Below are 17895 nucleotides of genomic sequence, written 5' to 3'. Positions count from 1 at the left end.
TCTTCGAATGTCTGCTATTTAATTACCGAATAAATTTCCATACAGAGGAGGGGATCTTGTCGTACAGTTTATTCATGGTCAATTCTGCGAGGCGGTGATCTGCGGCTGAGTAAAATACCGCCAGTTCATTATCTGATAATTCGTATTTATTTTTCTCGATAACACGCTCAAGCGTGTCAATTGTCTGGCAACGACGCAGACGCATCAAATAATCGGTTTTCGTTAAAGGTTTATCGTACATACTTCTACCCATGGTTGTAATAATTCTAACAAGATAAACTCGCAGGATTCTCTTTAGTGGCATTCACAAAACAACGGAACAGTCGGTTACCTGACTTCCGCCATTTCTGGAGATCCTGCATATTAATACCATAACTACTGAACAACATAAAGGTGTCGTCCAGATATTCATCTATCTGCTCAATGAGCTTATTGTCTTCATTATACTTAATTTTGTAATTAAGTGCGAAGGTTGCTATATGCTCAATGAGTTCATTAAGCTGCAGATTGATGGCCGAGGTAGGGTCGTTAACCCAACCATGGTTACTTTCTTCAAGGTTTGCAAGACAGTCATGATACAAGGTTTCGCAGAGAAATTTAAGCTGCGCGATATCATGTCTTTTTGGTGAGTATTCATCCATAACGCGTCCCCCTTCTTAGCGGTTGAACTAACGGACACCTTTTGGGATGGAAAACTTACAGACCTGGCCTTGCTCTCTCACTTGTTAGATTAACTATAAGCTACTCTTTGGCGGTTTTCATCGTATTATTACGAAAAATTACAATTAGGAGGAGGGGAGGGAAAAGACCCTCTTCCTCATTCCAGCGCCGACGACGTAATGGCTAAAGCACTTTGTCTGATGCTATTCATAACATAATGTAATCAGGATGTTTGAGAGTGATAAAATGGTCTGACGATTTGTCACACTAATACCCAGGATTACTCTGATTATGATGTAATTGACATGAACAAATAAAGAATTGCCGCAAATAATTAAGAATAGCCTCTAGATGCCTGGGGGTTATTAAATCTATCAGTACGACTTAATATAAATTAACTAACAATAAGTATTTTTTATGAATTTTATGCGGCGTTAAAACTAACTTACATTTGAAATCATTAACTATAAACATTTCAACATTAAGATTACGCGTATAAAAAAGGCCGCTTGCGCGGCCTTAGTGATTACGACGTTAATCAGTGATGATCGACTGTATGGTTATGTTCGATATCTTCATTTTTGCGGCTAAAGCGGCGGCGAACCACCACGAAGAACACCGGAACGAAGAAGATCGCCAGTACCGTTGCGGTCACCATCCCGCCCATTACACCAGTACCTACTGCGTTCTGCGCGCCGGAACCAGCACCGGTGCTGATAACCAGCGGCATAACACCGAGGATAAATGCCAGTGAAGTCATCAGGATTGGGCGTAAACGCATCCGCACCGCATCCAGAGTTGCTTCAATCAGACCTTTACCTTCTTTATCCATCAAGTCTTTGGCGAATTCGACGATAAGTATCGCGTTCTTCGCCGACAACCCAATGGTTGTGAGCAGGCCCACCTGGAAGTAAACGTCGTTGGTCAGGCCGCGGAAGGTGGCTGCCAGCAACGCACCGATAACCCCCAGCGGAACGACCAGCATAACGGAGAACGGAATCGACCAGCTCTCGTACAATGCCGCCAGACACAGGAACACGACAATCAACGAAATCGCATACAGCGACGGCGCCTGGTTGCCGGAGAGACGTTCCTGATAGGACATCCCCGTCCAGTCGTAGCCAACACCGGTAGGCAGTTTGCTCGCCAGTTGTTCCATCAGCGCCATTGCTTCACCGGTACTCTTACCTGGTGCCGCCTGGCCTAAGATCTCCATGGATGGCAGGCCGTTGTAACGTTCCAGACGCGGCGAACCGTACTCCCAACGCGAAGAGGAGAATGCCGAGAACGGCACCATCTGGCCATCAGCAGCACGCACATACCAGTTACCGATATCTTCCGGCAGCATGCGGTATTTTGCTTCTGACATGACGTAAACTTTCTTCACACGACCGCGGTCGATAAAGTCGTTCACGTAGCTGCCGCCCCATGCAGCGCCCAGGGTAGTGTTAATATCGTTAATAGAAACACCCAGAGCCTGAGCTTTCTCCTGGTCGATATCAATCTTGAACTGCGGAGTATCTTCCAGACCGTTCGGACGCACGCTGGTCAACAGATCAGGATGTTTCGCCGCTTCGCCCAGCAGCTGGTTACGCGCTTGAGTCAGTTTTTCGTGACCGAGGCCAGCCTGGTCAATCAGCTCAAAGTCGAAGCCGGTTGCCGTACCCAGTTCCACAATCGCAGGCAGGTTAAAGGCGAAGACCATCGCATCTTTAATTTGCGAGAAGGCGCGCGTCGCACGCATGGTAATCGCTTCAACTTTGTTTTCATCACCCGGACGGTCAGCCCAGTCCTTCAACGAAACGAACGCAATACCGGTGTTCTGACCACGTCCCGCAAAGCCGAAGCCGTTAACGGCGAATACCGACTCAACGTTGTTCTTCTCTTTGGTCAGATAGTAATCCGTCACCTCATTGAGCACTTTCTGCGTACGTTCCTGCGTCGCACCCGCTGGCAGTTGGACCATGGTCATAAATACACCCTGGTCTTCATCTGGCAAGAAGGAACTAGGCAGACGTACAAACAGATAAGCCATGCCGACCACAATGATCAGATACAGCACCAGATAACGCCCCGTACTGCGCAGAATGCCGCCTACGCTGTCGGTGTAGTGGTGCGTGCTCTTCTCGAACATGCGGTTAAACCAGCCGAAGAAGCCTTTTTTGCCTTCGCCGTGATCGCCTTTAGCGATAGGTTTCAGCATAGTGGCACAAAGTGCCGGAGTCAGGATCAACGCCACCAGCACTGACAGCGCCATTGCCGAAACAATGGTAATGGAGAACTGACGATAGATTGCACCAGTAGAGCCGCCGAAGAAGGCCATCGGGATAAATACCGCCGACAGCACCATCGCGATACCCACCAGTGCGCCCTGAATCTGCCCCATCGACTTACGTGTGGCTTCTTTCGGCGGCAGACCTTCTTCCGCCATCACACGCTCAACGTTTTCTACCACGACGATGGCGTCATCCACCAACAGGCCGATGGCGAGCACCATCCCGAACATCGTTAGCGTGTTTATCGAGAAGCCAAAGGCGGCAAGGACGGCAAAGGTCCCCAGCAATACCACCGGTACGGCAATGGTCGGAATCAACGTCGCGCGGAAGTTCTGCAGGAACAGATACATAACCAGGAACACGAGGATGATCGCTTCGACCAGCGTTTTAACCACTTCGTGAATAGAGATTTTCACGAACGGCGTCGTGTCGTACGGATAAACGATTTTCAGACCTGACGGGAAGAATGGCTCCATCTTCGACAGTTCAGCACGGATTGCCGCAGCAGTTTCCAGCGCGTTCGCACCGGTTGCCAGCTTGATACCCAGACCCGAAGCCGGTTGTCCGTTAAATTCCGCGATGATGTCGTAGTTCTCACCACCCAGCTCAATCTTCGCCACATCACGCAGCAGCACGCGGGAACCATCCTGATTCACTTTCAGCAGAATTTTGCCGAACTCTTCAGTAGAGGTCAGACGCGTCTGAGCAATAATAGAGGCGTTAAGCTGCTGGCCTTTCACCGGCGGTGTACCGCCGAGCTGACCGGCTGCGACCTGGGCGTTCTGTGCTTTGATAGCGGTAATGACATCAACCGGCGTTAGCTGGTATTTGTTCAACTCATTCGGGTTCATCCAGATACGCATCGCGTACTGTGAACCGAACAGCTGAACGTCACCAACGCCCGACGTACGGCTAATGGCATCTTTCATATTTGCCGCTACGTAGTCAGAGATATCTTCCTGCGTCATGGTGCCGTCAGTGTTGATAACGCCGACAACCATCAGGAAGCTACTGGAAGATTTCTCAACGCTCACCCCTTGCTGCTGTACTTCTTGCGGCAGCAACGGCATCGCCAGCTGCAGTTTGTTCTGCACCTGAACCTGCGCGATATCCGCATCAGTACCAGACTCAAAGGTCAGGGTGATCTGCACAGTACCTGTGGAGTCACTGTTAGAGGACATATACATCAGGTTATCGATACCGTTCATATTCTGTTCGATAACCTGCGTCACCGTGTCCTGCACTGTTTTCGCATCAGCGCCGGGGTAGGAGGCGGAGATCGTGACCGCCGGCGGTGCAATCGTAGGATATTGCGCCACCGGCAGTTTGAGGATCGCCAGCCCCCCTGCCAACATGATAATGATGGCGATCACCCACGCAAAAATCGGGCGATCGATAAAGAAATTAGGCATGTCTTAACGGCTCCTGTTTAAGTTAAGACTTGGACTGTTCAGGCTGAGCACCGCTTGCGGCTTGCTGGTTATTATCAGCGGTAACTTCTTGTGCTTTTACCTGGACACCAGGACGCACTTTCTGCAGCCCACTTATTACTACGCGATCGCCTGCTTTCAGACCTTCTGTCACCAGCCACTTATCGCCAATAGCCTGGCTTGCGACGATTGGGCGGGTTTCCACTTTGTCATCTGCGCCAACCACCAGAACGGTAGCCTCACCGCGTGGTGTACGAGTTACACCCTGTTGCGGAACTAAAATGGCGTTAGGATTAAGCCCTTCTTCCAGACGAGCGCGTACGAACATGCCCGGCAGCAGAGTGTGATCCGGGTTCGGGAAGATAGCGCGTAAAGTGATAGAACCGGTGGTCTGATCGACAGTCACGTCAGAGAACTCCAGCGTACCGTCCTGCGGGAACTTAATGCCGTCGCTGGTGATCAGCGAGACTTTGGCCTTGCCGTTCTCTTGCTTCAGCGTGCCATTTGCCAGTTCCTGTTTCAGACGCAGGAAGTCGTTGCTGGACTGGGTAACATCCACATAGATAGGATCAAGTTGCTGCACGGTTGCCAGCGCAGTCGCCTGACCGTTTTGCACCAGGGCGCCTTCCGTCACGTTCGATTTACCAATACGGCCAGTAATTGGAGAGGTGACTTTGGTGTAAGCCAGATTGATCCGCGCGGTTTCAACAGCCGCTTTTGCCGCAGTGACAGCCGCATTTGCCTGTTGCGCATCAGCCAGCGCCTGATCGTACTCTTGCTTACTGATGTACTGAGTACCCAGCAGTTTCTGGTAACGATTAACAGTCAGTTGCGCGATATTGGCTGCCGCCTGCGCTTTCGCCAGATCGCCTTTTGCACTGTCGTACGCCGCTTGGTAGGTAGCAGGATCAATCTGATAAAGAGAGACGCCTGCTTCGATGTCGCTACCCTCTTTGAAATTACGCTTCAGGATAATCCCGCTAACTTGAGGACGAACTTCTGCGATCCGGTAAGCACTGGTGCGGCCCGGAAGCTCGGTTGTGATCTGCAGAGGTTCAGTTTTGACTGTTACTACCCCAACGGCGGGCATCTGCTGGCCACCTTGTTGGGCCTGTTTGTCGTCACATCCTGTAAGCGCTAAGCTGCCTGAGAGCATCAGAACGATCGCCAGAGGCGTAAACCCTCTGTTTTTGTTCATATGTAAACCTCGAGTGTCCGATTTCAAATTGGTCAATGGTCAAAAGTCGATAAACCCATTGCTGCGTTTATATTATCGTCGTGCTATGGTACATACATTCATAAATGTATGTAAATCTAACGCCTGTAAATTCACTAACATATGGCACGAAAAACCAAACAAGAAGCGCAAGAAACGCGTCAACACATCCTCGATGTGGCGCTACGTCTTTTCTCACAGCAGGGGGTATCATCCACCTCACTGGGAGAGATTGCAAAAGCGGCAGGCGTTACGCGCGGTGCAATCTACTGGCATTTTAAAGACAAGTCGGATTTGTTCAGTGAGATCTGGGAGCTGTCAGAGTCCAATATTGGTGAACTAGAGCTTGAGTATCAGGCAAAATTCCCTGACGATCCACTCTCAGTTTTAAGAGAAATACTAATTCATGTGCTTGAATCGACGGTGACAGAAGAACGGCGTCGATTATTGATGGAGATTATTTTCCACAAATGCGAGTTTGTCGGAGAAATGGCGGTTGTCCAACAGGCACAACGAAATCTCTGTCTGGAAAGTTATGAACGTATAGAGCAAACGTTAAGGCATTGTATTGAAAAGAAATTATTACCAACCAATTTAATGACGCGCCGTGCGGCGATAATTATGCGCGGTTATATTTCCGGCCTGATGGAAAACTGGCTGTTTGCACCGCAATCTTTTGATCTAAAAAAAGAAGCCCGCGATTACGTAGCCATCTTGTTGGAAATGTATCTTCTTTGCCCGACCCTTCGTACTCCCGCCGCCAACGAAAAATCCTGAATCAGACTCCAGGATTTATCCTGGACATTTTCGCTGTTGCTATTCTGGCTCTCTACACCGTGATATTCTAGCCACCCGACTAGTTCAGGTCGTTCTTCAGGTTCAGAAACCTTCATTCATCATGACTATGTTCCAGTATTACAAACGATCACGGCATTTTGTTTTTTCAGCATTTATTGCTTTTGTTCTTGTCTTGTTATGCCAGAACACGGCGTTTGCGCGGGCGTCATCGAATGGTGATCTACCGACGAAAGCAGACCTGCAGGCACAACTTGACTCACTTAATAAACAAAAAGATCTTTCTGCCCAGGACAAGCTGGTGCAGCAAGATATTACTGACACATTAGCCACCCTCGAGAAAATCGATCGCGTAAAAGACGAAACGGTGCAATTACGGCAAAAAGTTGCCGAAGCGCCAGAGAAAATGCGCCAGGCGACCGCAGCGTTAACTGCGCTCAACGATGTGGATAACGACGAAGAAACCCGCAAAATTCTGAGTACGCTATCGTTGCGTCAGTTGGAGTTACGCGTCTCCCAGGCGCTGGACGATTTGCAGAATGCACAAAATGATCTGGCTTCTTATAACAGCCAGTTAGTTTCGTTACAGACGCAGCCTGAACGCGTGCAAAATGCGATGTATACCGCCTCGCAGCAATTGCAACAAATTCGCAGCCGCCTGGATGGAACCGAGGTCGGCGAAGCCGCCTTACGTCCCAGCCAGAAAGTGTTAATGCAGGCACAGCAGGCTTTGCTGAATGCCGAGATTGACCAACAGCGTAAAAGCCTGGAAGGGAACACTGTCTTACAGGACACCCTGCAAAAGCAGCGTGATTACGTGACGGCGAACAGTACGCGACTTGAACATCAGCTACAACTGTTGCAGGAGGCGGTGAACAGCAAGCGCCTGACATTAACCGAAAAAACGGCGCAGGAAGCCGTTACCCCGGATGAAGCTGCGCGTATTCAGGCTAATCCGCTGGTGAAGCAGGAGCTGGAAATAAACCAGCAATTAAGCCAGCGTCTGATTACCGCTACCGAAAACGGTAATGTCCTGATGCAGCAAAACATCAAAGTCAAAAACTGGCTGGAGCGGGCGCTGCAATCGGAACGTAACATCAAAGAGCAGATTTCTGTCCTGAAAGGCAGTCTGCTGCTTTCACGCATTCTTTATCAGCAACAACAAACGCTGCCCTCGGCGGATGAACTGGAAAATATGACCAACCGCATCGCGGACTTGCGTCTCGAACAGTTTGAAGTCAACCAGCAACGTGACGCGCTGTTCCAGAGCGATGCGTTCGTCAGCAAGCTGGAAGAAGGTCACGCCAACGAAGTCAACAGCGAAGTTCACGATGCGTTATTGCAAGTGGTTGATATGCGTCGCGAACTGTTGGATCAGCTTAACAAACAGTTGGGTAACCAGCTGATGATGGCCATTAACCTGCAAATCAACCAGCAGCAGTTAATGAGCGTATCGAAAAACCTGAAATCCATCCTGACTCAGCAAATTTTTTGGGTGAACAGTAACCGTCCAATGGACTGGGACTGGATCAAAGCGTTCCCGCAAACCCTGAAAGATGAGTTTAAATCGATGAAAATTACGGTGAACTGGGAAAAAGCCTGGCCCGCCGTATTTATCGCTTTCCTTGCCGGTTTGCCGCTGCTGTTGATTGCCGGGCTGATTCACTGGCGTTTAGGCTGGCTGAAAGCATATCAACAAAAACTGGCTTCGGCGGTAGGTTCCCTGCGTAACGATAGCCAGCTCAATACGCCAAAAGCGATTCTTATTGACCTGATCCGCGCACTGCCGGTGTGCCTGATTATTCTCGCTGTCGGCCTGATTCTGCTGACTATGCAGCTCAACATCAGCGAATTATTGTGGTCGTTCAGCAAAAAACTGGCGATTTTCTGGCTGGTGTTTGGCCTGTGCTGGAAAGTGCTGGAGAAAAACGGTGTTGCCGTGCGTCACTTTGGTATGCCGGAACAGCAGACCAGCCACTGGCGTCGGCAAATTGTCCGCATCAGCCTCGCGTTGCTGCCGATCCATTTCTGGTCTGTGGTGGCAGAACTCTCCCCGCTGCATCTGATGGATGATGTGCTGGGGCAGGCGATGATTTTCTTCAACCTGCTGCTGATTGCCTTCCTGGTGTGGCCGATGTGCCGCGAAAGCTGGCGTGATAAAGAGTCGCACACCATGCGACTGGTCACCATTACCGTGCTGTCGATTATCCCGATTGCACTGATGGTGCTGACCGCTACAGGCTATTTCTACACCACGCTGCGCCTCTCCGGGCGTGGATTGAAACCGTTTATCTGGTGATCATCTGGAACTTGCTCTACCAGACGGTGTTGCGCGGCTTAAGCGTAGCGGCGCGACGTATCGCCTGGCGTCGTGCGCTGGCGCGTCGGCAGAATCTGGTGAAAGAGGGCGCTGAAGGTGCCGAACCGCCGGAAGAACCCACCATCGCGCTGGAGCAGGTTAACCAGCAGACGCTGCGTATTACCATGTTGCTGATGTTTGCGCTGTTCGGTGTCATGTTCTGGGCAATTTGGTCCGATTTGATCACCGTGTTCAGCTATCTCGACAGCATCACGCTCTGGCATTACAACGGCACTGAAGCTGGCGCTGCGGTGGTGAAAAACGTCACCATGGGCAGTCTGTTGTTTGCGATTATTGCCTCAATGGTGGCCTGGGCGTTGATTCGCAACCTGCCTGGTTTGCTGGAAGTGCTGGTGCTGTCGCGCCTGAACATGCGCCAGGGGGCATCGTATGCCATCACCACTATCCTTAACTACATCATCATTGCCGTTGGTGCGATGACGGTGTTCGGATCGCTGGGCGTCTCGTGGGATAAACTCCAGTGGCTGGCAGCAGCATTATCCGTAGGTCTTGGTTTTGGCTTACAGGAGATCTTCGGTAACTTCGTCTCCGGTTTGATCATCCTGTTCGAACGTCCGGTGCGCATTGGCGATACGGTAACCATTGGTACCTACTCTGGGACGGTCAGTAAGATCCGTATTCGTGCGACAACGATTACCGATTTCGATCGCAAAGAAGTGATCATCCCGAACAAAGCGTTTGTTACCGAGCGTCTGATCAACTGGTCGTTGACTGACACCACCACGCGTCTGGTGATCCGCCTGGGCGTGGCCTATGGCTCCGATCTGGAAAAAGTCCGCAGAGTTCTGCTCCAGGCAGCGACTGAGCATCCAAGGGTGATGCACGAGCCAATGCCAGAAGTCTTCTTTACGGCATTTGGCGCCAGCACGCTGGATCACGAACTGCGCTTGTATGTTCGTGAACTGCGCGACCGTAGCCGCACCGTCGATGAACTGAACCGTACTATCGATCAGTTATGCCGTGAAAACGACATCAACATTGCCTTTAACCAGCTTGAAGTGCATTTGCATAACGAGAAGGGCGATGAAGTGACGGAAGTGAAACGTGACTACAAAGGTGACGATCCGACGCCTGCGGTAGGATAATAACGAAAGGGGCGGCATTTAGTTGCCCCCGAGATTGCTGACAAAGTGCGCGTTGTTCATGCCGGATGCGGCGTGACCGCCTTATCCGGCCTACGAAACCGCGAAAATTCAATATATTGCAGGAGCGGTGTAGGCCTGATAAGCGTAGCGCATCAGGCAGTTTTGCGTTTGCCCGCAATCTTAGGGGACATTTAGCGGCCCCATTTATTTATCACTTTGCGCCTCATCACCGCGCGTTAATTTCTTTTCATAATCACGCTTTACAATATCCAGCGCGCGCAGCACGGTACTGGCAGGGATTTGATTTTCTTCCAGCAGCACAATTAAATCGACGGCCAGTTTGACATCGTCAGGGGCATTTTCCAGTGACATACTTTCTCCATTGTTAGCGGGTTAAACGCGCTAACCTGTTTTCGATTTTTTCCAACGCATGACGGCAACGCGCCAGGCGCGCTTCATAGGCTTCCACTTCACGATGTAGCGTTTGCTGTTCCACGAGATCGGTCGCCCGCACCAGACGGGCTTTACGTTCGGCAACCATTTCACGTAGCCGTCGTTCAAACTCCTGATGCTGAATACGTTTACGCTGCCAGCGGGCAATTTTTGGTGGTGCGCTATCCCACTTGCGTAGCGACCAGGCTGCGGCTTCACGCGCTATAGCCTCCAGTTGTGCCGCCAGATGTTCTGCCAGCCAGGCGACTTGCGGCAGTTGCTGTTGCTCAACCGCATGGCGAAGCGCGGACAAATTATCTCCCGCTTCTTCCAGGCACGCCTGTAACGTTGTCGCACGGGTCTGAAAAAGGTGCCTGTCGAAACGGGCGCTTAACGTGGCGAACTGCGCCACCGGGGCACAACGCTGGCGCAGCGTGGCGAGCTGACCTTCCAGTTTTTCCAGCAGTAGGGCAGTTTTCACGATAAGACCTCAATGAAAATGATAATTGTTATGCTAAAGTAGCCACTCTGTATGCTGACTACACATAATATGCAACGAATCATTTTAATCATCATTGGCTGGCTGGCGGTAGTGTTGGGTACGCTGGGCGTGGTATTACCGGTATTGCCGACGACGCCATTTATCCTGCTGGCCGCCTGGTGCTTTGCCCGTTCATCGCCGCGCTTCCATGCCTGGTTGCTGTACCGTTCATGGTTTGGCAGCTATTTACGCTTCTGGCAGAAATATCATGCAATGCCACGCGGCGCAAAGCCTCGGGCGATATGCATTATTTTACTGACTTTTGCGATTTCACTTTGGTTCGTACATATGACGTGGGTGCGGATTCTGTTATTGGTGATCCTCGGCTGTTTGCTGATTTTTATGTGGCGAATCCCAGTGATTGATGAAAAGCAATAAAAACGGCAAAGCACAACAATCGCTGTTGCAATTATCGCCCACAGCCAGTACATTCTGGCGTTTTCGAGCACAGGCGCAGGCGGTCAAAGGTTAAACAACTGTTACTTTTGACTCGTTTAAAACGCGCCGTGAGTACCACCGTAACAAGCAGGCATACACTTATGACCGCGACTGCACAGCAGCTTGAGTATCTCAAAAATAGCATCAAAAGCATTCAGGACTACCCGAAACCCGGCATTCTTTTCCGCGATGTCACCAGCTTACTGGAAGACCCGAAAGCTTACGCTCTCAGCATCGATTTACTGGTTGAGCGTTACAAAAATGCGGGCATTACCAAAGTTGTCGGCACTGAAGCTCGTGGCTTCTTGTTCGGCGCTCCGGTAGCACTGGGTCTGGGCGTTGGTTTTGTGCCGGTACGTAAACCAGGCAAACTGCCGCGCGAAACTATCAACGAATCTTACGAACTGGAATACGGCACCGATAAGCTGGAAATCCACGTTGATGCCATTAAACCTGGCGACAAAGTGCTGGTGGTTGATGATTTGCTGGCAACAGGCGGCACCATTGAAGCGACGGTTAAACTGATCCGCCGTTTAGGTGGTGAAGTTACTGACGCTGCGTTCATCATTAATCTGTTCGATCTTGGCGGCGAACAGCGCCTCGAAAAGCAGGGCATTACCTGTTATAGCCTTGTCCCGTTCCCGGGCCATTAATTTTCGCCAGCCCACGTCATGGGCAGCACAAGTTGTACATTCAGCCTCGCCGTTCTGACGGGGCTGTGTTAGCATTACCCCTTCGTGAATCCACCTTCCAGCGTTTCAGAGCCTGCCAATGAGTTATCAGGTCTTAGCCCGAAAATGGCGCCCACAAACCTTTGCTGACGTCGTCGGCCAGGAACATGTGCTGACCGCACTGGCGAACGGCTTGTCGTTAGGGCGTATTCATCATGCTTATCTTTTTTCCGGCACCCGTGGCGTCGGAAAAACCTCTATCGCCCGACTGCTGGCGAAGGGGCTAAACTGCGAAACCGGCATTACCGCGACGCCGTGCGGCGTATGCGATAACTGCCGTGAAATCGAGCAGGGGCGCTTTGTCGATTTGATTGAAATCGACGCCGCCTCGCGCACTAAAGTTGAAGATACCCGCGACCTGCTGGATAACGTTCAGTACGCTCCGGCGCGTGGTCGTTTTAAAGTCTATCTGATCGACGAAGTGCATATGCTGTCGCGTCACAGCTTTAACGCACTGTTAAAAACCCTTGAAGAGCCGCCAGAGCACGTTAAGTTTCTGCTGGCGACGACCGATCCGCAGAAATTGCCGGTGACGATTTTGTCACGCTGTCTGCAATTCCATCTCAAGGCGCTGGATGTCGAGCAAATTCGCCATCAGCTTGAGCACATCCTCAACGAAGAACATATCGCCCACGAGCCACGTGCGTTGCAGCTGCTGGCGCGCGCCGCTGAAGGCAGCCTGCGAGACGCCTTAAGTCTGACCGACCAGGCAATTGCCAGCGGTGACGGCCAGGTTTCAACCCAGGCGGTCAGTGCGATGCTGGGTACGCTTGACGACGATCAGGCGCTGTCGCTGGTTGAAGCGATGGTCGAGGCCAACGGCGAGCGCGTAATGGCGCTGATTAATGAAGCCGCTGCCCGTGGTATCGAGTGGGAAGCGTTGCTGGTGGAAATGCTCGGTCTGTTGCATCGTATTGCGATGGTACAACTTTCGCCTGCTGCACTTGGCAACGACATGGCCGCCATCGAGCTGCGGATGCGTGAACTGGCGCGCACCATACCGCCGACGGATATTCAGCTTTACTATCAGACGCTGTTGATTGGTCGCAAAGAATTACCGTATGCGCCGGACCGCCGCATGGGCGTTGAGATGACGCTGCTGCGCGCGCTGGCGTTCCATCCGCGTATGCCGCTGCCTGAGCCAGAAGTGCCACGCCAGTCCTTTGCGCCCGTCGCGCCAACGGCGGTAATGACGCCAACCCAGGTGCCGCCACAACCGCAATCAGCGCCGCAGCAGGCACCGACTGTACCGCTCTCAGAAACCACCAGTCAGGTGCTGGCGGCGCGTCAGCAACTGCAGCGCGCTCAGGGAGCAACCAAAGCAAAAAAGAGTGAACCGGCAGCCGCTACCCGCGCGCGGCCGGTGAATAACGCTGCGCTGGAAAGACTGGCTTCGGTCACCGATCGCGTTCAGGCGCGTCCGGTGCCATCGGCGCTGGAAAAAGCGCCAGCCAAAAAAGAAGCGTATCGCTGGAAGGCGACCACCCCAGTGATGCAGCAAAAAGAAGTGGTCGCCACACCGAAGGCGCTGAAAAAAGCGCTGGAGCATGAAAAAACGCCGGAACTGGCGGCGAAGCTGGCGGCAGAAGCCATTGAGCGCGACCCGTGGGCGGCACAGGTGAGCCAACTTTCGCTACCCAAACTGGTCGAGCAGGTGGCGTTAAATGCCTGGAAAGAGGAGAGCGACAACGCAGTATGCCTGCATTTGCGCTCCTCTCAGCGGCATTTGAACAACCGCGGTGCACAGCAAAAACTGGCTGAAGCGTTGAGCACGTTAAAAGGTTCAACGGTTGAACTGACTATCGTTGAAGATGATAATCCCGCGGTGCGCACGCCGCTGGAGTGGCGTCAGGCGATATACGAAGAAAAACTTGCGCAGGCGCGCGAGTCCATTATTGCGGATAATAATATTCAGACCCTGCGTCGATTCTTTGATGCGGAGCTGGATGAAGAAAGTATCCGCCCCATTTGATCGTAAGCACTGCTTACGATCGTCATCCTTAACGTGATTGAGAGAGAAACCTATGTTTGGTAAAGGCGGTCTGGGCAACCTGATGAAGCAAGCCCAGCAGATGCAAGAAAAAATGCAGAAAATGCAGGAAGAGATCGCGCAGCTGGAAGTCACCGGCGAATCTGGCGCAGGTCTGGTAAAAGTGACCATCAACGGTGCACACAACTGCCGTCGCGTAGAGATCGACCCGAGCCTGCTGGAAGACGACAAAGAGATGCTGGAAGACCTGGTGGCTGCAGCATTCAACGACGCAGCACGTCGTATTGAAGAAACGCAGAAAGAAAAAATGGCCTCTGTATCCTCCGGAATGCAGCTGCCGCCTGGCTTTAAGATGCCGTTCTGATGCAAACCAGCCCGCTGTTAACACAGCTTATGGAAGCACTGCGCTGTCTGCCGGGCGTTGGCCCGAAGTCGGCGCAGCGTATGGCGTTCACGCTGCTTCAGCGCGATCGTAGCGGCGGGATGCGTCTGGCGCAGGCGCTCACCCGGGCGATGTCGGAAATCGGCCACTGCGCCGATTGTCGGACCTTCACTGAACAGGAAGTCTGTAACATCTGTTCAAATCCGCGTCGTCAGGAAAACGGTCAAATCTGCGTGGTAGAGAGTCCGGCGGACATCTACGCCATTGAGCAGACGGGGCAGTTTTCCGGTCGTTATTTTGTGTTGATGGGGCATCTGTCACCGCTGGACGGCATTGGCCCGGATGATATCGGACTTGATCGCCTGGAACAGCGTCTGGCGGCAGAAAAAATCACCGAAGTGATCCTCGCCACCAACCCGACGGTCGAAGGTGAAGCCACCGCTAATTACATTGCCGAGCTTTGCGCGCAATATGACGTGGAAGCCAGCCGTATCGCTCATGGCGTACCGGTTGGCGGCGAGCTGGAAATGGTCGATGGCACCACGTTGTCGCATTCCCTTGCCGGGCGTCATAAGATTCGTTTTTAAGCAAACGAGAGCAGGATCACCTGCTCTCGCTTGAAATTATCCTTCCTTGTCCCCATTTACCCCTCATCCTGTTTTTAACCTTAAAATGGCATTATTGAGGTAGACCTACATGAAAGGACAAGAAACTCGTGGTTTTCAGTCAGAAGTGAAGCAGCTTCTGCACCTGATGATCCATTCTCTCTATTCCAATAAAGAAATCTTCCTGCGTGAGCTTATCTCTAACGCCTCCGATGCGGCGGACAAGCTGCGTTTCCGCGCGCTCTCTAACCCGGATCTGTACGAAGGTGACGGCGAACTGCGCGTTCGTGTTTCTTTCGATAAAGACAAGCGCACGCTGACCATTTCCGATAACGGCGTGGGGATGACCCGCGACGAAGTGATTGACCATCTGGGGACTATCGCTAAATCCGGCACCAAATCATTCCTCGAATCCCTGGGTTCTGACCAGGCGAAAGACAGCCAGCTGATCGGTCAGTTCGGTGTTGGTTTCTACTCCGCGTTTATCGTGGCCGACAAAGTGACCGTGCGTACTCGTGCGGCGGGCGAAAAACCAGAAAACGGCGTGTTCTGGGAATCGGCTGGTGAAGGTGAATACACCGTTGCCGACATCACCAAAGAAGATCGTGGTACTGAAATCACCCTGCATCTGCGTGAAGGCGAAGACGAGTTCCTCGATGACTGGCGCGTGCGTTCCATCATTAGCAAATACTCCGACCATATCGCGCTGCCGGTAGAGATCGAAAAACGCGAAGAGAAAGACGGCGAAACCGTTATCTCCTGGGAGAAAATCAACAAAGCGCAGGCGCTGTGGACCCGTAACAAGTCGGAAATCACCGATGAAGAGTACAAAGAGTTCTACAAACATATCGCCCATGACTTTAACGATCCGCTGACCTGGAGCCACAACCGCGTTGAAGGTAAGCAGGAGTACACCAGCCTGCTGTACATCCCGTCGCAGGCACCGTGGGATATGTGGAACCGCGATCATAAGCACGGCCTGAAACTGTACGTCCAGCGCGTGTTCATCATGGACGACGCAGAACAGTTCATGCCGAACTATCTGCGCTTCGTGCGTGGTCTGATTGACTCCAGCGATCTGCCGCTGAACGTTTCCCGTGAAATCCTCCAGGACAGCACAGTAACGCGTAACCTGCGCAATGCGCTGACCAAGCGTGTGCTGCAAATGCTGGAAAAACTGGCGAAAGACGACGCGGAAAAATACCAGACCTTCTGGCAACAGTTTGGCCTGGTACTGAAAGAAGGTCCGGCGGAAGATTTCGCTAACCAGGAAGCGATCGCCAAACTGCTGCGTTTTGCGTCTACCCATACCGACTCTTCTGCGCAGACCGTGTCTCTGGAAGACTACGTTGCCCGCATGAAAGAAGGGCAGGAGAAAATCTACTACATCACCGCAGACAGCTATGCGGCAGCGAAGAGCAGTCCGCACCTGGAACTGCTGCGTAAGAAAGGCATCGAAGTTCTGCTGCTTTCTGACCGCATCGATGAGTGGATGATGAACTATCTGACTGAGTTCGACGGTAAACCGTTCCAGTCTGTGTCTAAAGTTGACGAGTCGCTGGAAAAACTGGCTGACGAAGTTGATGAGAGCGCGAAAGAAGCGGAGAAAGCACTGACTCCGTTCATCGACCGTGTGAAAGCCCTGCTCGGCGAGCGCGTGAAAGATGTCCGTCTGACCCACCGTCTGACCGATACGCCAGCGATTGTTTCTACCGACGCGGACGAAATGAGCACCCAGATGGCGAAACTGTTCGCCGCAGCGGGCCAGAAAGTGCCAGAAGTGAAATACATCTTCGAACTGAACCCGGATCACGTACTGGTGAAACGTGCGGCAGATACTGAAGATGAAGCCAAGTTCAGCGAGTGGGTAGAACTGCTGCTGGATCAGGCGCTGCTGGCAGAACGCGGTACGCTGGAAGATCCGAACCTGTTTATTCGTCGTATGAACCAGTTACTGGTTTCCTGATGTAATGCCGGATGAATTTTATCCGGCATACAGCTGAATGTGGTGCCGGATGACCTTCGTGTCATCCGGCATTTTTCTTTTCATCCTCTGCAATTTCCGCAAATTATCTCACCATTAACCGTTTCAGCCCCGGGCGCTTTCTTGAGGCAATCGCCTGTTGGTGGTATCGTTTATCGCTTTTTCAAAAAATTCGACACATTTTAAGGGGATTTTCGCAATGCGTATCATTCTGCTTGGCGCTCCGGGCGCGGGGAAAGGGACTCAGGCTCAGTTCATCATGGAGAAATATGGTATTCCGCAAATCTCCACTGGCGATATGCTGCGTGCCGCAGTCAAATCTGGCTCCGAGCTGGGTAAACAAGCTAAAGACATTATGGACGCTGGCAAACTGGTCACCGATGAACTGGTGATCGCGCTGGTTAAAGAGCGCATTGCTCAGGAAGATTGCCGTAATGGTTTCCTGTTGGACGGCTTCCCGCGCACCATTCCGCAGGCAGACGCGATGAAAGAAGCGGGCATCAATGTTGATTACGTTCTGGAATTCGACGTACCGGACGAGCTGATTGTTGATCGTATCGTCGGTCGCCGCGTTCACGCGCCGTCTGGTCGTGTATATCACGTTAAATTCAATCCGCCGAAAGTAGAAGGCAAAGACGACGTGACCGGTGAAGAGCTGACTACCCGTAAAGACGATCAGGAAGAAACCGTACGTAAACGTCTGGTTGAATACCATCAGATGACTGCACCGCTGATTGGCTACTACTCCAAAGAAGCAGAAGCGGGTAACACCAAATACGCGAAAGTTGACGGCACCAAACCGGTTGCTGAAGTTCGCGCGGCTCTGGAAAAAATCCTCGGCTAACCAAGCCGCAGCAGATCTGCTCTCGGGCAGGTCTGCGTATCCTCCTCAGGCCAGACCTCTCACAGCAATTAGTTCTTCTTCCTCACTTTTCCGCTACAATTATCAA

At 51.9% G+C, this 17895-nt stretch carries 14 protein-coding genes, 2 pseudogenes and 1 other annotated feature; of the genes and pseudogenes, 10 read left to right on the top strand and 6 right to left on the bottom strand.

Going from position 1 to position 17895, the window contains the following annotated elements:
• Positions 1 to 22: 22 nt before the first annotated feature.
• The 4 genes from CRI63_RS04460 to acrA all read right to left on the bottom strand — a co-directional run bounded on the left by CRI63_RS04460 (position 23) and on the right by acrA (position 5564).
• Positions 23 to 241 (bottom strand): HHA domain-containing protein, encoded by a 219-nt coding sequence (locus tag CRI63_RS04460; protein WP_135518635.1) that lies wholly within the window; start codon positions 239 to 241, stop codon positions 23 to 25.
• Between the two features lie 25 nt (positions 242 to 266).
• A complete protein-coding gene (gene tomB, locus CRI63_RS04455; RefSeq protein WP_000344800.1) occupies positions 267 to 641 on the bottom strand; it encodes an Hha toxicity modulator TomB in 375 nt (124 codons plus the stop codon).
• 557 nt (positions 642 to 1198) lie between these two features.
• Positions 1199 to 4348 (bottom strand): efflux RND transporter permease AcrB, encoded by a 3150-nt coding sequence (gene acrB, locus CRI63_RS04450; RefSeq protein WP_135518633.1) that lies wholly within the window; start codon positions 4346 to 4348, stop codon positions 1199 to 1201.
• 22 nt (positions 4349 to 4370) lie between these two features.
• Positions 4371 to 5564: a multidrug efflux RND transporter periplasmic adaptor subunit AcrA gene (gene acrA / locus CRI63_RS04445; protein WP_130215483.1), complete on the bottom strand. Its 1194-nt coding sequence runs from the start codon at positions 5562 to 5564 to the stop codon at positions 4371 to 4373.
• Positions 5565 to 5705: 141 nt separating this feature from the next.
• Here acrA and acrR point away from each other — a divergent pair, with 141 nt between their 5' ends.
• The 3 genes and pseudogenes from acrR to CRI63_RS24650 form a co-directional block, all read left to right on the top strand.
• Positions 5706 to 6359, top strand: coding sequence for a multidrug efflux transporter transcriptional repressor AcrR (acrR, locus tag CRI63_RS04440; protein WP_130206295.1), 654 nt, complete (start codon positions 5706 to 5708; stop codon positions 6357 to 6359).
• A gap of 121 nt (positions 6360 to 6480) precedes the next feature.
• Positions 6481 to 9842: pseudogene (mscK, locus tag CRI63_RS04435) on the top strand (mechanosensitive channel MscK).
• A gap of 60 nt (positions 9843 to 9902) precedes the next feature.
• A pseudogene (locus CRI63_RS24650) lies at positions 9903 to 10001 on the top strand (hypothetical protein); the annotation flags it as partial.
• Between the two features lie 45 nt (positions 10002 to 10046).
• Here the strand turns inward: CRI63_RS24650 and rsmS are convergent.
• Both rsmS and priC read right to left on the bottom strand, forming a co-directional pair.
• Positions 10047 to 10214 (bottom strand): pleiotropic regulatory protein RsmS, encoded by a 168-nt coding sequence (gene rsmS / locus CRI63_RS04430; protein WP_135403874.1) that lies wholly within the window; start codon positions 10212 to 10214, stop codon positions 10047 to 10049.
• A 13-nt stretch (positions 10215 to 10227) separates the two neighbouring features.
• On the bottom strand, positions 10228 to 10755 hold the full coding sequence (gene priC / locus CRI63_RS04425; protein ID WP_135518631.1) for a primosomal replication protein N'': 528 nt from the start codon (positions 10753 to 10755) through the stop codon (positions 10228 to 10230).
• A gap of 69 nt (positions 10756 to 10824) precedes the next feature.
• Between priC and CRI63_RS04420 the strand changes: the two genes are divergently transcribed.
• The 7 genes from CRI63_RS04420 (at position 10825) to adk (ending at position 17789) form a co-directional block, all read left to right on the top strand.
• Positions 10825 to 11193 carry a DUF454 family protein gene (locus CRI63_RS04420; protein ID WP_130215613.1) on the top strand — a complete coding sequence of 123 codons (369 nt, stop codon included), beginning with the start codon at positions 10825 to 10827 and terminating at the stop codon, positions 11191 to 11193.
• A 161-nt stretch (positions 11194 to 11354) separates the two neighbouring features.
• The gene (gene apt / locus CRI63_RS04415; protein WP_064529079.1) at positions 11355 to 11906 is read left to right on the top strand and encodes an adenine phosphoribosyltransferase; all 552 of its coding nucleotides are present in this window, start codon (positions 11355 to 11357) and stop codon (positions 11904 to 11906) included.
• A 118-nt stretch (positions 11907 to 12024) separates the two neighbouring features.
• Entirely contained in the window at positions 12025 to 13956 is a 1932-nt protein-coding gene (gene dnaX, locus CRI63_RS04410; protein ID WP_135518629.1) for a DNA polymerase III subunit gamma/tau, read from the top strand.
• Positions 13289 to 13353 (top strand) — a sequence feature (DnaX frameshifting element). It overlaps the preceding gene by 65 nt.
• Before the next feature lie 52 nt (positions 13957 to 14008).
• The gene (locus tag CRI63_RS04405; RefSeq protein ID WP_000467098.1) at positions 14009 to 14338 is read left to right on the top strand and encodes a YbaB/EbfC family nucleoid-associated protein; all 330 of its coding nucleotides are present in this window, start codon (positions 14009 to 14011) and stop codon (positions 14336 to 14338) included.
• Positions 14338 to 14943 carry a recombination mediator RecR gene (recR, locus tag CRI63_RS04400; RefSeq protein ID WP_130206305.1) on the top strand — a complete coding sequence of 202 codons (606 nt, stop codon included), beginning with the start codon at positions 14338 to 14340 and terminating at the stop codon, positions 14941 to 14943. The genes CRI63_RS04405 and recR overlap by 1 nt, the downstream gene beginning before the upstream one ends.
• Positions 14944 to 15052: 109 nt before the next feature.
• Positions 15053 to 16927, top strand: coding sequence for a molecular chaperone HtpG (gene htpG / locus CRI63_RS04395; RefSeq protein WP_135518627.1), 1875 nt, complete (start codon positions 15053 to 15055; stop codon positions 16925 to 16927).
• Positions 16928 to 17144: 217 nt separating this feature from the next.
• On the top strand, positions 17145 to 17789 hold the full coding sequence (gene adk / locus CRI63_RS04390) for an adenylate kinase (RefSeq protein WP_001313630.1): 645 nt from the start codon (positions 17145 to 17147) through the stop codon (positions 17787 to 17789).
• The last annotated feature ends 106 nt before the right edge of the window (positions 17790 to 17895 follow it).

Origin of the sequence: Escherichia sp. E2661, from assembly GCF_004745185.1 — a bacterium.
GTDB lineage: Bacteria > Pseudomonadota > Gammaproteobacteria > Enterobacterales > Enterobacteriaceae > Escherichia.
The sequence above is the reverse complement of the archived record's forward strand: the minus strand, read 5'-3'. Positions and strand labels throughout refer to the sequence as shown.

Bases quoted from the DNA above. Each gene is read 5' to 3' on its own strand.
- CRI63_RS04405 (WP_000467098.1), top strand. From the start codon at position 14,009: ATGTTTGGTAAAGGCGGTCTGGGCAACCTGATGAAGCAAGCCCAGCAG.
- CRI63_RS04420 (WP_130215613.1), top strand. From the start codon at position 10,825: ATGCAACGAATCATTTTAATCATCATTGGCTGGCTGGCGGTAGTGTTG.
- dnaX (WP_135518629.1), top strand. From the start codon at position 12,025: ATGAGTTATCAGGTCTTAGCCCGAAAATGGCGCCCACAAACCTTTGCT.
- CRI63_RS04460 (WP_135518635.1), bottom strand. From the start codon at position 241: ATGTACGATAAACCTTTAACGAAAACCGATTATTTGATGCGTCTGCGT.
- recR (WP_130206305.1), top strand. From the start codon at position 14,338: ATGCAAACCAGCCCGCTGTTAACACAGCTTATGGAAGCACTGCGCTGT.
- acrB (WP_135518633.1), bottom strand. From the start codon at position 4,348: ATGCCTAATTTCTTTATCGATCGCCCGATTTTTGCGTGGGTGATCGCC.
- adk (WP_001313630.1), top strand. From the start codon at position 17,145: ATGCGTATCATTCTGCTTGGCGCTCCGGGCGCGGGGAAAGGGACTCAG.
- acrR (WP_130206295.1), top strand. From the start codon at position 5,706: ATGGCACGAAAAACCAAACAAGAAGCGCAAGAAACGCGTCAACACATC.
- apt (WP_064529079.1), top strand. From the start codon at position 11,355: ATGACCGCGACTGCACAGCAGCTTGAGTATCTCAAAAATAGCATCAAA.
- rsmS (WP_135403874.1), bottom strand. From the start codon at position 10,214: ATGTCACTGGAAAATGCCCCTGACGATGTCAAACTGGCCGTCGATTTA.
- htpG (WP_135518627.1), top strand. From the start codon at position 15,053: ATGAAAGGACAAGAAACTCGTGGTTTTCAGTCAGAAGTGAAGCAGCTT.
- acrA (WP_130215483.1), bottom strand. From the start codon at position 5,564: ATGAACAAAAACAGAGGGTTTACGCCTCTGGCGATCGTTCTGATGCTC.
- tomB (WP_000344800.1), bottom strand. From the start codon at position 641: ATGGATGAATACTCACCAAAAAGACATGATATCGCGCAGCTTAAATTT.